Here is a 13,912-nt window from a genome sequence, read left to right as displayed (position 1 = left end):
AATAGAAATCAATAAGATGCGAAAACTGAACTACCAAAGACTGCATGGCTGGATAGAAGAGGTAGGCGGGATCGGCGCCACGCCCGAGGGCGGTGTCCGCAGAATCGCTGGCACTGAGGCTGATAAACATGGTCGGGACAAAGTCGTCTCATGGATGCGCGACATTGGTCTTCAAGTTGAAATAGACCGTATCGGGAATATTTTCGGAACGCTCGCGGGCGAAACCGGTGCAGCTCCCATCATGATCGGTTCGCATATCGATACAGTCGGCAATGGCGGCAAGCTCGACGGCCCTTATGGCGTTCTTGCAGGACTGGAAATCGCCGCCTCGTTCAGGGATGCGAAGGAAACACCATCCCGCCCCCTCACCGTCGCCATTTTCACCAACGAAGAAGGCGTCCGCTTCCAACCTGACATGATGGGTTCGCTCGTTCATGCTGGCGGCCTTGATCTCGAAACAGCGTTGACGTCACACGACAGAGACGGCGTCACCCTGGCAGAAGCTCTTGTGAATACTGGTTACGCCGGCGAAATGGCGTGCGGCGCAGTCACCCCCCATGCATTTCTTGAGCTTCATATTGAACAAGGGCCGATATTAGAGGCTGAAAAAAAATCTATCGGCGTTGTCGAAGGCGTCCAGGGGATTTTCTGGACCGGCTTTACGATCTCCGGACAGGCTAATCATGCGGGCACGACACCGATGCATCTGCGTCGTGACGCAGGCTTTACAGCGTCACGTATCGCTGTCGAGGCGCGGCGCATAGCAAACGAGATTGAGGGCCAGGTCGCTACGATCGGCCAGATCGACCTGAAACCGAACCTTATCAATGTCGTCGCCGGATCGGCCTATGTGACGGTGGACTTGCGTAATGCGGACGCGGACAGGTTACAGATAGCGCAGAATAAACTGGAAGCGATTGTAACTGACATCGCGGAAGCTGAAGGCGTCACATTTACTGCTGAGGAACTGGTCAGGTTTGATCCAGTTGCGTTCGATCCCGCCATCGTCCAGACGATTGAAGAGATTACAAAGGAATCCAAGCTTAAATACAGACGCATGACCTCCGGCGCCGGTCATGACGCACAGATGATGGCGCGCATCTGTCCGACCGCGATGATCTTTGTTCCGTCAATCAACGGCGTCAGCCATAACCCAAAAGAGGCGACCGCCAAAGAAGACCTGGAAGCCGGTCTTGAGGTTCTTTCGCGAACCGTCGACCGGCTTCTTCAATCGTGAGGCTGATCAGTTATTGCGTTACGCCCGTTAACGTATAACCAACCTCTGCGCCTGGACCCAATGGCAGCCCCAGCAGAACCCATATGAACGTCAACGTCAGGCCGCTGATCAACAACCAGATCGAGTAAGGGATCATCGACGCCGTCAGCGAGCCAAGACCGAAACCTGGAACCCAGCGTTGCGCGAATACCAACACCAGCGGGAAATACACCATCAGTGGCGTAATGATATTGGTGGCGCTGTCGCCGACGCGATAGGCCGCTGTCGCCATTTCCGGACTGACATTGAGCAGCATCAGCATCGGCACCAGCACCGGCGCCATCAGCGCCCATTTCGCACTCGCCGAACCAACGAACAGATTTAGCAGTCCCGCAAAGAGTACGATCAAGCAAAGCACTGCAGGAAGCGGCAACCCGGACTCGCGAATGGCGTCAGCGCCGTTTACAGCCGAGATCAACCCGAGATTGGAGATGTTGAACATCTCAACGAAATAGGCGGCGAAGAACGCCAGTACGAGATAGTAACCCATATCGCGCATGGCGGCCGCCATCATCTCAACCATATCGCGGTGATTGTTGATCGTTCCGGCCGCCTTGCCATAGGCGAGGCCCGTGAAAATGAACAAGATCATGAAACCTGCGACAAGCGACTGGAAAAACGGCACCATGGCCTGTGCGGGTAATAGACCCGGCGTTTCATCATAGAGCGGGACGTCGCCGCCATACATGGAAATATCCGTAAACGGTATAAGCGCGACGAGATCCACCGCCATAACCAGCCAGATCAGCGCTACAACAAGCGTTGCATATCCGGCATGCCTCAAACCCTTTCTTTGACCGTCGGTCAGCGGCGCATTCGGATCGTCGTCCGCGTCGTCCGATCCCGCAACGGCGCCGCCAGTCCACGGCCCCAATCGTTTCTCCACGATGACATCTGTTACAAACCAGATCACCGGCATATAGATGAACGTCATTGCCGCAATAAAATACCAGTTGCCGGTGATATTCATGACCCAGTTCGGATCAAGCGGCAGCACCGCAGCTTCGGTAATACCGAACAACAAGGCGTCGAGTTGTCCCGGCAAAAGGTTGGCCGAAAAACCGCCTGACACGCCGGCGAATGCTGCGGTTATGCCAGCAATAGGATGCCGGCCCGCCGCGGCGAAGATCACAGCCGCCAAAGGTATCAGCACGACATAGGCGGCGTCAGCAGCGAGATTGCCCATCATCGCCGCCAATGCGACTGCAGGGGTCATCAAAAACCGCGGCGCCTTGCGCACGGCCGCGCGCATAGCGGTACCGAACAAGCCGGCGCGCTCGGCAACGCCCGCGCCCAACATCACAACAAGCACATACCCTAAGGGGTGGAAGCCGGTGAAAATCTCCGGCATTTCAGTAAGCAGATGTTCAATACTCTGCGGCGCAAGCGCGCTGATCGCCGCGACCACCAACGGCTCGCCATTCTCGTTCGTCTGCGTTGGGTGCGGTACAGACCATCCTGAGAACGCAGCGATGCTCGATACAACCGCCATGACAATGATAAGATAGAAAAATATGAAGGCCGGATCGGGCAACCGGTTGCCCGCCCTTTCGACCAAACCCAGAAACCCCTTTTGCGTCGCCACTGCCGCCATGAGCGCATCTCCCTGATTTTTCAGCGACTTTGGCTAATTTCGGTGGAGAGATCAAATATCGCGTACCGAACCGCCTGAAAGGCTAGGATTCGATGCCCAATCCGTGGCATTTACCTCTTTTGTCCACTGATTGGGGATTTTGAATGAAACGACTGCTCTTATCCTGCGCCCTGGCAGCCCTGCCTGCCTTCATGTCTCAAACCGCCGCTGCAAGCGACGACGTGATCGCCGCCGTCGATGCACGCTATGACGAAACCGCCAGCGTCGCCCGGCAACTCTGGGAGTGGGCCGAAGTCGGCTATCAGGAAGAAAAGTCCAGCAATCTCTTGCAGAGCAAGCTAGCCGCCGAAGGCTTCACAATCGAAAAAGGCGTCGCTGACATCCCTACCGCTTTCATGGCGGAATATGGCGAAGGCGGACCGGTTATCGCGATCCTTGCAGAATTTGACGCCCTGCCCGGCATCAACCAGGACGATAGCCCGGAGCGCTCGCCGATTACAGGCAAAGCCGCCGGTCATGCGTGCGGACACAATCTTTTTGGCGCCGGGTCGTTGACCGCCGCCATCTCTGTCAAAGAATGGCTCGAAGAGACGGGAACGCCAGGACGCGTTCGCCTTTACGGCACCCCGGCTGAAGAAGGCGGCAGCGGCAAGGTCTATATGGTCCGCGCCGGCCTTTTCGACGACGTCGACTTCACGCTTCATTGGCATGCGGACGATGAAAACTCCGCTGCGGCTCGTACAACGCTCGCCAACCGTTCAGCAAAATTCCGGTTCAAAGGACTTTCCGCTCACGCTGCTGGCGCGCCGCATCGCGCCCGGTCGGCGCTGGACGGCGTTGAAGCTTTCAATATGATGGTCAATATGATGCGCGAACATGTGCCGCAAGAATCGCGCATTCACTATGTGATTACCGCTGGCGGTCTGGCGCCGAATGTCGTGCCTGATTTTGCTGAAGTGTTTTATTATGTCCGCCACCCTGAGGCGTCCGGCGTCGACGCCATCTGGGAGCGTGTCGAAGAAGCCGCGCGCGGCGCAGCGCTTGGCACAGGAACGGAAGTTGAATGGGAGGTTATTCACGGCAACAACCCGCTTCTCGTCAACGAGTCACTCGCAAAAATGATGGACCAGAAACTCCGTCAGGTCGGCGGCGTTCAGTACACCAAAGAAGAACGCAAATTCGCTGAAAACATTCGGAAATCCATGGATGATCCATGGGGTGAAATTGACGACGCCGCTGAAATACAACCCTACAGCCGCTCACTTGGATATGGCTCCACGGATGTTGGCGATGTCTCCTTCGCCACACCGACAGTCGGCGTCAGAGCCGCAACATGGGCGCCTGGCACATCTTCTCACTCATGGCAGGCTGTCGCAGCGAGCGGGATGTCTATCGGCTATAAAGGCGCGCAAGTCGCGGCAAAGGCCATGACACTCGGGGCGATTGAACTTTACACCAACCCGGAGTTGCGTGAAGCAGCGCGTAAAGAGTTCGATGAAGCGCGCGGTGAAGACTACGAATATTCTTCGCTTCTTGGCGACCGCGAACCACCGCTTGATTATCGGAAATAATAAAAAACGCGCGGAGCGCTGTGCTGCGTTCCGCGCGTTTTCCACTTATCCCTAGCCAGCTAACAAGCCTTCGCATTTCAAAAGTGTGTACTGTTGCGTGGTCCGGGATATGTGTTCCGTTAAGTCAGGCTGTGTTTCGAATATTGTCTCCGTTTTCTATTCGAGGGTCACACTGCTTGGTACATAGAGGGGATTAGTACCTACAAGGATTATCGAATAACAGAACCGTTCCGGCGTCAACGGAAACCAGCGTTAACCATATTCACAATTTAAGCTTTTGGTAACAATCGTTAAGAATCAACTACCGACCATAGCAAGTCATGCTACTGACGTGGAAATCTCTGCTTGCTGCGTGCGCGAAATCAGCCGTCTCCGCCAACACGCTGCGCCAGCGCGGCATTCATAAAATCATCTAGCGCCCCGCCCAGAACAGCGTCAGGGTCCGGCTTTTCAACCTGCGTGCGCAAGTCCTTCACCATCTGATAGGGCTGCAGGACATAAGAACGGATCTGATGTCCCCACCCGATATCGGTTTTTGACTCCGCCTGCGCCTGGGCAGCCTCTTCCCGCTTTTGCAGCTCCATCTCGTAAAGACGTGCTTTCAGCATGTTCCAGCACGTGGCGCGGTTTTTATGTTGAGAGCGCTCATTCTGACATTGAACAACAATCCCCGTCGGCTCGTGCGTTATGCGCACTGCGGAGTCGGTTGTGTTGACATGCTGGCCGCCAGCGCCGGACGCGCGAAACGTATCGACGCGACATTCGCTTTCGTTGATCTCGATATTTATATTGTCGTCGACCACGGGATAGACCCAAACAGAAGCGAATGACGTATGACGGCGCGCATTGGAATCGAAAGGCGATATGCGCACTAGCCTGTGAACGCCTGATTCCGTTTTCAGCCACCCATAGGCGTTGTGGCCTTTGACCTCGATGGTGGCTGATTTAATACCCGCTTCCTCGCCAGGCTGCTCTTCAATGACATTGACCTTGAAGCCGCGCGTCTTCGCCCAGCGCACATACATGCGTAAGAGCATGGCTGCCCAATCGTTAGATTCCGTGCCGCCGGCGCCCGGATGGATTTCAACGAAACAGTCATTTGCATCGGCTTCGCCCGACAGCAGCGCTTCGATTTCTGCCTGAGCCGCACGTTTATGCAGCGCCGCCATCAATTCCTGGCTTTCATCCAGACTCGCATCATCGCCTTCGTCGGCGGCCAGTTCCGCAAGTTCGGTCAGGTCGTCGAGTTCAGATTGAATTTCGCCGACGGCGTTCATCTGCGTTTCGAGCGCCGTACGCTTTTGCATCAGGCTTTGGGCTTCTTCCGGGTTGTCCCAAAGGTTCGGGTCTTCCGCCTTCGCGTTTAGCTCGTCCAGTTCTTTTTTGGATTTATCCCAGTCAAAGACGCCTCCTCAGCAGTTCCACCGACTGCTTGATTTCGTCTGCGAGCGTTTGCATTTCCGCGCGCATAAGCGGCGCCTCCTTAAGATATGATCGCGCACAACTTCCTTGCGCAATTTCACAAATATATGAGTCGGGCCGAGGCGTTAGTAAAGACCGTTCAGGTCCTCTTCCTCTTCCCCGTTGGCACGCGGCGCAGCGCTTAAGGGATCGAGCGCATAGTCGTCAACGCGGTCGGCGCCGGGCTCGTCATTTGGTTTGAACGCCTCAAGGATGACGTTCCCGTCTCCCGGTCCTGCCGGTTTGCCCGTGCGGGCGTTGACGCGGACCAGTCTGATGCCCGAGGGCACGCGGAACGGTATGCCCGCTTCGTCCTTGAGGGCGTCAACCATGAAATCTGCGAAAATCGGCGCGGCAACCGTGCCGCCTGCTTCACCCTGGCCAAGCGTTTGCGGCATGTCGAACCCAACATAAACACCTGCGGCAAGATCAGGCGAGAACCCGACAAACCACGCATCCTTGTAATCGTTGGTCGTACCCGTTTTTCCGGCAAGAGGCTTGTTCGATGCACGGCGGACGGCGGAACCAGTGCCGCGAATGACAACCCCCTCCAGAATAGACGTAATCTGATAGGCGGTGCGCGGGTCCATGACCTGGCGGCGCGTATCAGCGAGTTGCGGCTGCGTTTGTTCTGACCAGAACTCCGCATTGCAGGCGTCGCATTCGCGCTGATCGCGTTTGTAGATTGTTTTGCCGCTACGATCTTGAATTCGATCAATAAGCACCGGCTCAACACCTTTGCCGCCATTCACAAAGACCGAATACCCGGCAGTGATGCGCATGAGCGTGGTCTCACCCGCGCCGAGAGAAATCGCCAGTTCTCGCGGCAAATCATCGGAAAGGTTGAATCGATTGACGTAATCGAGAATGCGGCCAATGCCGAGATCCTGCGCCAGACGCGCCGTCATCGTGTTGCGCGACTGTTCGATACCCAAGCGTAGTGTAGACGGACCGTAATGACGCCCTTCAATATAGTTTCCGGGCTTATACCAACTGTCCAGGCTGGGCGCGACAAACGGTGCGTCGAGAACAATCGACGACGGGTTGTAGCCGCTGTCGAGCGCAACGGAATAAACGAACGGCTTGAATGTCGAGCCCGGCTGGCGCTCGGCCTGGACCGCGCGGTTGAACTCCGACATCTGGAATGAAAAGCCGCCGACCATGGCGAGCACGCGGCCAGTATGCGGATCCATGGCGATAAGGCCGCCATTGACCGATGGCGCCTGACGCAAGGCGTAGGCGTTTTCAGGCGTCGGTTTGGCTTCTTCTTCCTCGGACTCGGGATCATTTTTCGGGAGCGTCTCAGCGTTGTACTTTTCAACATAGATAACGTCGCCCGTGTTCAATACATCTGACGCCGCGGCCACTTCTTCGCCGATATCATTGGCGGAAATATAGTCCCGCGCCCACCAGAGAAGTTCAACCGGCACGCTGGCTTCCTCCCCATCAGGGAATCCAATCTGCGCACTTGCGTCCGAGACGGACAGCACAACGGCAGGACGCCATGGCGCCATGTCATCTGATACTTTGCGCGCATTACGAAGCTGATCGACTTCCTCTTCCAGCGTTTCAGTCCACGTATCGCCAAGTTCAATCTGCGAAAGCGGTCCGCGCCAGCCATGACGCTGATCATATTCGACCAGCCACCGCCTTAGCGCCTCGCCAGCTTCCTTCTGCATATGCGGATCGACAGACGTACGAACGGCAAGGCCCCCGTCATAGAGCGCCTCGACGCCATAAAGCTCGACAATCTGTTTGCGGACCTCTTCTGCGAAATACTCCATGGTCCAGTCGCGCGCGCCCAGCGGCGGCGCGATTTTCGCGCCAAGAGGCTGCGCCAGCGCTTCTTCCGCCTCTTCGTCCGTGATCTGCTGGTCTTCACGCAACCTGTTGATCACGTAATTCCGTCGCTCGACAGCGCGTGCTTCGTGATCAACCGGGTGATAGTTGCTCGGCCCCTTCGTGATTGCGGCAAGGTAAGACGCTTCCGCGATCGTCAGATCATTTAGCGACTTATCGAAATAGTTGAGCGCTGCCGCCGCAACACCATAGGAACGATTACCGAGATAAATCTCGTTCAGATAAAGCTCAAGGATATGGTCCTTGGTAAACGTCCGCTCCATCTTCCGGGCGATCAGCATTTCGCGGAGTTTACGCTCAACGCGCTGTTCGCTGCTTAAGAGAAAGTTCTTCGCTACCTGCTGGGTAATGGTCGAACCGCCCTCAAGCCGGCGTCCGTTGAGAATATTGCCGATATTCGAAAGCTGAGCGCGAACAATACCGCGGAGATCGATACCGCTATGTTCATAAAAGCCTTTGTCTTCAGCAGAGACAAACGCGTGCTTCACATAATCGGGCATCGATTCAATTGGCACGAACAAACGCCGCTCACGCGCGAATTCAGCAACCAATGATCCGTCCCCGGCATAAACCCGCGTCGTAACCGGCGGCGCATATTCCGCAAGCTGCTGGTAATCCGGCAGATCCTGATTAAGCTGGTTCAGATACCAGGCGGAAAATCCGGCGGCCCCGATAATACCAAGCGCGCCGACAGCAAATCCCAATCCCACAAGTCTCAGCATGAAAAACCCCAACGAACCCGCGCGTGACGGCTTTGCGGCTTTGGGTTCTTTTTTTGGTTCTTTGGCGGGCGCACGCACCGGGGCGACAAGCGGCTCCGCGCCAACAACATCGTCTTCTTCAAGGACCATGTCTTCATCATCGGACGTAACTTCAATTTCAACTTCGGAAGATGCGGGATTCGCCACATCGTCTTCAGCATATTCTGTGTCATCAGTTTGCTCAGACGTATCGCGGCGCGAGAACATATCACTTTCAATCGCCTCGTCACCGTCCTGATGTTCTTCGGCAGCGTCGCGTTGAACCGCCTCATCGTTCGGTTCACCAGAATGCACTGAGCTTTCTTCTTCCGGCTCATCGGTAAACGAAAGTCTGCCCAAACTCGTGGGGGCCTTCTTTTCTGGCTTGTCGTCGTTGTGATCGTTCATTGGATTATACGCTTACAGTAGTCGCTCCGGCCCTTAGCCCCGACGAATTCCTGCGGCTCGCCCCCTATTCCCGCGAAAGCTCATAAGGTGTTTTACCGCATAAATTGGACGACAGCGAGGCGCAAGAGCGGCGCAAAATCCCTCATTTTCGTAAGATTTGCCTATCGTGCGCCTCCGGCGCGGGCAGCCGCGTGCTGCCGGGGCTCTTTATCTTCAAAATACCGGTCGATCGACGCCGCCACCGCTGTCATGACGCGCGTTCGCCAGACCGGAGAATTAAGGTTCGCCTCATCCTTAGCGTTGGAAATAAACGCCAATTCCAGAAGGACCGCCGGAACATCAGCCGCAAGAAGAACCCGTAAGTCCCCTTTACGGTGAGACCGGTTCAGCATGGGTGTCTTGCCGGTCAGATTTTCGATCAGCAATTCGGCGAATTTCGACGAGTTCGTCAAAGTGGATTCCTGCGCTTTATCCAGCAAAATACCGCCCACCACACTGTCATATTCTTCGAGATCGATGTCATAGACATGATAATTTCCCGCTGATTTAGCGAGCCTGGTTGATCGCGCCGTCCCTTCGTCGGAGAGCGTGTATACCGACGCGCCGCGCACGGCGTTTTGTGAAATGGCGTCTGCATGAAGTGAGATAAACAATTCTGCGCCCGCTTCACGGGCGAGCGATTCGCGCCGTGCAAGTTCATCCCGCTGATCGCGAAGCATTCTGGAATCCTTATCGGATTCACGTGTCAGAACGACTTCATACCGGCCGGTTTTTTTGAGAATTTCCGCAAGTTCGAGCGCAGCCGAAAGCGTGACTGTTTTTTCAAGAGTCCCGCTCTGCCCTTGAGAGCCCGGATCGCGTCCCCCATGGCCGGCGTCAACCACCACAACCCTTTTAACGTTGGCGGGCGTTTTTGCGACGTCGACCGTCGCTTTCCGTGTCGGCGTCGGCGGTATAACGGTTTGCTGGGGCGTCGACGCAACAACCGCCCGGTCTTCGGATTCCGCTGTCGCCTGTTCGATCACAAGCGTCAGATCGCCATACGAGTCTGGCAAACTGGCCATGAAAGCTGACTTGTCAGCAGTGACAAGATCCACCACGAGCCTGTGTTTCGTGATGTCGCCTTTCGGCTCCAGCAAGAAGACTTCCTTGATCTTCGCAGTTTTTTCGAATTCGAGGACGGCGCGGACGCCATCGCGCCCGCGGTCGGCAAATCCATAACGGGCGATATGGCCCTTGCCGGATTTGTACGTTTTATCCGCGGGTTTCAGCGTAAGACCGGCGAAATCCACATAAAGCCGCCCCGCTCCTGATTGGTCACCGGAAACCGCATATTCAGGCGCGCCATTCAGGTCGAAGACGATGCGGGTTGCGTCCTTGGCGGGCCCGAAACGGACCTCCATCAAATCTGGCGCGGCATGCGCCAGGCCCAGGCACGCAGAGACGACAGCGACAATGGTCACTGCACAGCGAACAGTTCTGCTACATAACTCGGACATTCCGCCCATCCATACGCACCTGCGACAACCTATCAAGACGTCCGCCGCCCCGCTGCTGACGGATCTGATTTTTTGGCCGCAGCACAGCCCTTATTTAAAACGACATATTGATTTCGCTAGCGTTAACGACGCCTTAATCTTTCATCGACTTTTGCATGGAACACTGAGTCGGACCGGTCGGGCGGGTTTTCTTTTTCCCCGCACTCATGCATGGTCAAAAAAGACTTGCGAAATTGGACCCTATCGGCCACATCGCATACTGTCGAAAAGAGAGTTAAAGACCTTTATTCTACCTTGGGTTGGGTAAGGTCATCATGAAGAATTTTTCCGGGAAAGCGCCCAAAAAAAGCAAGCTTTTCCAGAAACTTAACCGCCGGCTGCTCCTGACGCCGGCCCGCGGAACCGGCTCTTGTCCTAGGACGAAAACAGTCGGAAGCGCGAGGAGCAAATCGGCGCTCAAAGCGCCAAATTTTTGAACCGCTGGCCCGAGGCGCCCGTCCGGACCATGCATAGGATACAGCTTCGCTGATGAGACAAAACGCCCATATGCCCCGGAACGCCGCCAATCTGGCGCGCGAACGACGGCGCGCGTGTACTCCCCGGCGACCAAACATAAGCAATGCGCGCGGCCCAGCCCCGCATTGCGGAGCCTATAAAAATGACAAAAAAGATGCTGATCGACGCGGCCCACCCCGAAGAGGTGCGCGTCGCGGTGCTCGACAATGGGAAAGTCGAGGATTTCGACTTCGAATCGGCGGCGCGAAAGCCGCTTAGAGGCAATATTTACCTGGCGCGGGTCACCCGCGTTGAACCTTCACTACAGGCGGCCTTCGTCGATTATGGCGGCAATCGCCACGGCTTTCTCGCCTTCAGTGAAATTCACCCGGACTACTACCAGATCCCCGTTTCGGACCGTCGCGCCTTGCAGGATGCTGAGGCCGAAGTCGCCGAACTGGCCGCCGAGCTGGAACTCGCACAGCGCGGCGACGAAGATGAGGACGATCATCACGACGACCATCACCACGATGAGGACGATGACGCACCGCCTCGCAAAAAAGCCAAACGAAGCAGCCGTAAAGAAACCGCTGCTAACGAGGACGGCGATGCTGGCGATGACCTTTCCGATGAAGACGGCAAACGCGTTTCCGCTAAAGCCGAGATAACCGACGAAGACGACGACATCGACAGCGATGTGGAAGACGCCTCTTCCGAAGAAGAGGAAGAAGAAGAACAAGACGGCGAAGAAGACGCTGACGCCGATACGAAGCCCGCCAAAAAAACCGTCGGCGATTCGCAAGACGCTGAAGACGCCCCTGCTGAACCTTTCAAAGCCGCCGAAGAAAATGACGGCGACGCCGATGGAACGTCGGAAAGCGATTTTGCAGAAGACATTTCTGAAGACGATGAAGCAGAGATGTTGACCGCCGAGGCTGATTCTGACAGCAGCGAAGCAGAGGCGTCCGAACAGGAGGCCGGCGACGAGCAAGAAAACGATAGCGCTGAAGAAAAGAAAGCAAAGTCAGCTGCAAAGAAACGTCAGGCGCTGTTTGAACGGTATAAAGACGCCAAACGCCGTCGTTCCCAGTTACTGCGCAACTATAAAATTCAGGAAGTTATCAAGCGCCGGCAAATTCTGCTTATTCAGGTCGTTAAAGAAGAACGCGGCAACAAAGGCGCAGCGCTGACAACATACATGTCGCTGGCTGGCCGTTATTGCGTGCTTATGCCCAACACCGCGCGCGGCGGCGGCATTTCCCGAAAAATTCCGCATTCGGCGGACCGCCGGCGATTACGCCGCGCAGTCGATAGCCTGGACGTGCCGCAGGGTATGGGACTGATCATCCGCACCGCCGGCGCCAAGCGCACTAAGACGGAAATCAAGCGCGATTATGATTATCTCCTGCGGCTATGGGAGACCATCCGCACACTGACGCTGAAATCGATTGCGCCCTGCCTCATCTACGAAGAAGCAAGCCTGATCAAACGCGCCATTCGCGATTTGTACGACAAGGATATTTCCGAAGTTCAGGTGGAAGGCGAGAACGGTTATCGTGAAGCCAAAGACTTCATGAAAATGCTGATGCCGTCTCACGCGAAGTTCGTTCAGCCGTACAAGGATCAAGCGCCGATTTTCCTTAAACACGGCGTTGAGCAACAGCTTGACGGCATGTATCAGCCGACGGTGCGACTCAAATCCGGCGGCTATATCGTCATCCACCAGACCGAAGCGCTGGTGGCGATTGACGTCAACTCCGGCCGGGCGACACGCGAACGCAACATTGAACAGACCGCCCTTAAGACGAACATCGAAGCCGCCTATGAAGCAGCGCGACAGTTCCGCCTGCGCGACCTTGCCGGTCTTATCGTCCTTGATTTCATCGACATGGAAGAGCCGCGCAACAATCGTAAAGTCGAAAAGGCGCTGAAAGACGCGATCAAGTCAGACCGGGCCCGCATTCAACTTGGCCGAATCTCAAATTTCGGTCTGCTTGAGATGTCTCGTCAGCGCCGCCGTTCGGGTATCGTTGACGGTACGACGCAAAGCTGCCCCACATGCGTTGGCGCTGGCGTTATCCGTTCAGCGGAGATGGCTGCTCTCAGAATTCTACGCGCTATCGAAGGCGACGCTGTTTCGGGCAAAGCGGGAATAATCGCGACGCACGCGTCAATTGATGTTGCAGTTTACATTCTCAACCAGCACCGAGAATGGCTGCGGCGGATTGAGCAAGAACATGGCGTAACGATTGAGATCGTTCCTGACCGTGAAAAAGCTGGTGACGACTACACGCTCGAAAAAAGCGGCACGCCGAAACCACGTCCAGAAGCGAGCGCCGTTGTCACCGCCGACCAAAAAGAAATGATCGACGCAGAAGACATTTCCGAACCGGATGTAGATAACGAGTCTGACGAACAAGGCGGCGACCGTAAGAAACGCCGCCGCCGGCGCCGCAGAAAAGACGCTTCCCCGCGCGATGACCGATCCGAAGCAGACAGCGAAGATCAGGACAGCGACAACAACGAAGACAAAAAAGAGTCTCGCACCAGCGAAGGTGATGATGACGACGGCGCACGCAAGCGCCGCCGGCGCGGGCGTCGCGGCGGGCGCCGCAATCGCCGCAACCGGAGCGAAGAAACGAATACCGAGAGTGAGGCCGCTAAAGAATCTTCGAGTGATGACGGCAAAAAGTCTGATGATGAACCGGATGCCACCGCGCCTTCTGACGCTGGCGACACTTCGACTGCATCCGATGAACCGACAACAGAAATCAAGAGCAATTCAGACGCTACAGAGGCGGCTAAACCCGTCAAGACCAATGGGTCGTCGCACGAACACGCCGCTGAATCCCCGGACGACGCAAAAGCGCCCGAGCCACAGCCGGAACAAGCGCCTGAGGCGAAACAACCTGTTGATCTGGCGGAGGCGCCTCAACCCTCGCCGCCGAAACCTAAAAAAAGGGGCTGGTGGAGCCGCAACAGCAACGCTTAAGCGACTGATTTTCCCT

General features: G+C 56.1%; 7 protein-coding genes. 3 read left to right on the top strand and 4 right to left on the bottom strand.

Annotated features, from left to right (window positions below; all coding sequences use genetic code 11):
* Positions 1-16: 16 nt before the first annotated feature.
* A complete protein-coding gene (locus PUV54_RS13015) occupies positions 17-1,237 on the top strand; it encodes a Zn-dependent hydrolase (protein ID WP_274492697.1) in 1,221 nt (406 codons plus the stop codon).
* A 10-nt stretch (positions 1,238-1,247) separates the two neighbouring features.
* Here the strand turns inward: PUV54_RS13015 and PUV54_RS13010 are convergent, their stop codons facing one another.
* Positions 1,248-2,870 (bottom strand): AbgT family transporter, encoded by a 1,623-nt coding sequence (locus PUV54_RS13010; RefSeq protein ID WP_274492696.1) that lies wholly within the window; start codon positions 2,868-2,870, stop codon positions 1,248-1,250.
* Between the two features lie 143 nt (positions 2,871-3,013).
* Between PUV54_RS13010 and PUV54_RS13005 the strand changes: the two genes are divergently transcribed.
* Positions 3,014-4,441 (top strand): amidohydrolase, encoded by a 1,428-nt coding sequence (locus PUV54_RS13005; protein ID WP_274492695.1) that lies wholly within the window; start codon positions 3,014-3,016, stop codon positions 4,439-4,441.
* A 362-nt stretch (positions 4,442-4,803) separates the two neighbouring features.
* Here PUV54_RS13005 and prfB read toward each other — a convergent pair.
* The 3 genes from prfB to PUV54_RS12990 form a co-directional block, all read right to left on the bottom strand.
* Positions 4,804-5,911 (bottom strand): peptide chain release factor 2 gene (prfB, locus tag PUV54_RS13000; protein ID WP_274492694.1). Its coding sequence is split into 2 segments (ribosomal slippage): positions 4,804-5,841 and positions 5,843-5,911, totalling 1,107 coding nucleotides; the frame shifts between segments, so codons are not numbered across the junction.
* Between the two features lie 77 nt (positions 5,912-5,988).
* Positions 5,989-8,910 (bottom strand): penicillin-binding protein 1A, encoded by a 2,922-nt coding sequence (locus PUV54_RS12995; protein WP_274492693.1) that lies wholly within the window; start codon positions 8,908-8,910, stop codon positions 5,989-5,991.
* A gap of 161 nt (positions 8,911-9,071) precedes the next feature.
* On the bottom strand, positions 9,072-10,409 hold the full coding sequence (locus tag PUV54_RS12990; RefSeq protein ID WP_274492692.1) for an N-acetylmuramoyl-L-alanine amidase: 1,338 nt from the start codon (positions 10,407-10,409) through the stop codon (positions 9,072-9,074).
* A 658-nt stretch (positions 10,410-11,067) separates the two neighbouring features.
* Between PUV54_RS12990 and PUV54_RS12985 the strand changes: the two genes are divergently transcribed.
* Complete coding sequence (locus PUV54_RS12985; protein WP_274492691.1) at positions 11,068-13,896, top strand: Rne/Rng family ribonuclease; 2,829 nt, start codon at positions 11,068-11,070, stop codon at positions 13,894-13,896.
* Positions 13,897-13,912 lie beyond the last annotated feature (16 nt).

Origin of the sequence: Hyphococcus flavus (assembly GCF_028748065.1) — a bacterium.
Taxonomy (GTDB): domain Bacteria; phylum Pseudomonadota; class Alphaproteobacteria; order Caulobacterales; family Parvularculaceae; genus Hyphococcus; species Hyphococcus flavus.
Note: the sequence above shows the minus strand (reverse complement) of the source record. Positions and strands in the feature narration are given on the sequence as shown.

Coding starts and splice junctions, on each gene's coding strand:
- PUV54_RS13015 (WP_274492697.1), top strand. CDS start 17: ATGCGAAAACTGAACTACCAAAGACTGCATGGCTGGATAGAAGAGGTA.
- PUV54_RS13010 (WP_274492696.1), bottom strand. CDS start 2,870: ATGGCGGCAGTGGCGACGCAAAAGGGGTTTCTGGGTTTGGTCGAAAGG.
- PUV54_RS13005 (WP_274492695.1), top strand. CDS start 3,014: ATGAAACGACTGCTCTTATCCTGCGCCCTGGCAGCCCTGCCTGCCTTC.
- PUV54_RS12995 (WP_274492693.1), bottom strand. CDS start 8,910: ATGAACGATCACAACGACGACAAGCCAGAAAAGAAGGCCCCCACGAGT.
- PUV54_RS12990 (WP_274492692.1), bottom strand. CDS start 10,409: ATGTCCGAGTTATGTAGCAGAACTGTTCGCTGTGCAGTGACCATTGTC.
- PUV54_RS12985 (WP_274492691.1), top strand. CDS start 11,068: ATGACAAAAAAGATGCTGATCGACGCGGCCCACCCCGAAGAGGTGCGC.